This is a genomic window from Streptomyces sp. NPDC042002, from assembly GCF_055588305.1.
In genome coordinates this window covers 1-1,420 of sequence record NZ_JBVJCT010000080.1, presented here as the reverse complement: position 1 = coordinate 1,420, position 1,420 = coordinate 1, and the positions used below count along the sequence as shown (strand labels likewise).

Sequence of the window (1,420 nt, the reverse complement as noted above, 5' to 3'; positions counted from 1 at the left end):
TCAAGGCTGAGACCTGATGCCGAGCCGATTGTGGTGAAGTGGATGATCCTATGCTGTCGAGAAAAGCCTCTAGCGAGTTTCATGGCGGCCCGTACCCTAAACCGACTCAGGTGGTCAGGTAGAGAATACCGAGGCGTTCGGGTGAACTATGGTTAAGGAACTCGGCAAAATGCCCCCGTAACTTCGGGAGAAGGGGGGCCATCACTGGTGATCCGATTTACTCGGTGAGCTGGGGGTGGCCGCAGAGACCAGCGAGAAGCGACTGTTTACTAAAAACACAGGTCCGTGCGAAGCCGTAAGGCGATGTATACGGACTGACGCCTGCCCGGTGCTGGAACGTTAAGGGGACCGGTTAGTCACTCTTCGGGGTGGCGAAGCTGAGAACTTAAGCGCCAGTAAACGGCGGTGGTAACTATAACCATCCTAAGGTAGCGAAATTCCTTGTCGGGTAAGTTCCGACCTGCACGAATGGCGTAACGACTTCTCGACTGTCTCAACCATAGGCCCGGTGAAATTGCACTACGAGTAAAGATGCTCGTTTCGCGCAGCAGGACGGAAAGACCCCGGGACCTTTACTACAGTTTGATATTGGTGTTCGGTTCGGCTTGTGTAGGATAGGTGGGAGACTGTGAAGTCATGGCGCCAGCCATGGTGGAGTCGTCGTTGAAATACCACTCTGGTCGTGCTGGATGTCTAACCTGGGTCCGTGATCCGGATCAGGGACAGTGTCTGATGGGTAGTTTAACTGGGGCGGTTGCCTCCTAAAGAGTAACGGAGGCGCCCAAAGGTTCCCTCAGCCTGGTTGGCAATCAGGTGTTGAGTGTAAGTGCACAAGGGAGCTTGACTGTGAGACCGACGGGTCGAGCAGGGACGAAAGTCGGGACTAGTGATCCGGCGGTGGCTTGTGGAAGCGCCGTCGCTCAACGGATAAAAGGTACCCCGGGGATAACAGGCTGATCTTCCCCAAGAGTCCATATCGACGGGATGGTTTGGCACCTCGATGTCGGCTCGTCGCATCCTGGGGCTGGAGTCGGTCCCAAGGGTTGGGCTGTTCGCCCATTAAAGCGGTACGCGAGCTGGGTTTAGAACGTCGTGAGACAGTTCGGTCCCTATCCGCTGTGCGCGTAGGAATATTGAGAAGGGCTGTCCCTAGTACGAGAGGACCGGGACGGACGAACCTCTGGTGTGCCAGTTGTCCTGCCAAGGGCATGGCTGGTTGGCTACGTTCGGGAGGGATAACCGCTGAAAGCATCTAAGCGGGAAGCCTGCTTCGAGATGAGTATTCCCACCCCCTTCGAGGGGTTAAGGCTCCCAGTAGACGACTGGGTTGATAGGCCAGATCTGGAAGGCGGGCAACCGCTGGAGGTGACTGGTACTAATAGGCCGAGGGCTTGTCCTCAGTTGCTCGCGTCCACTGTGT

Annotated in this window: 1 rRNA gene (cut by a window edge); it reads left to right on the top strand. The window is 56.3% G+C overall.

Going from position 1 to position 1,420, the window contains the following annotated elements:
- Positions 1-1,399, top strand: a 23S ribosomal RNA gene (locus ACZ6KY_RS42065) (it extends 1,824 nt beyond the left edge of the window).
- Positions 1,400-1,420: the final 21 nt, after the last annotated feature.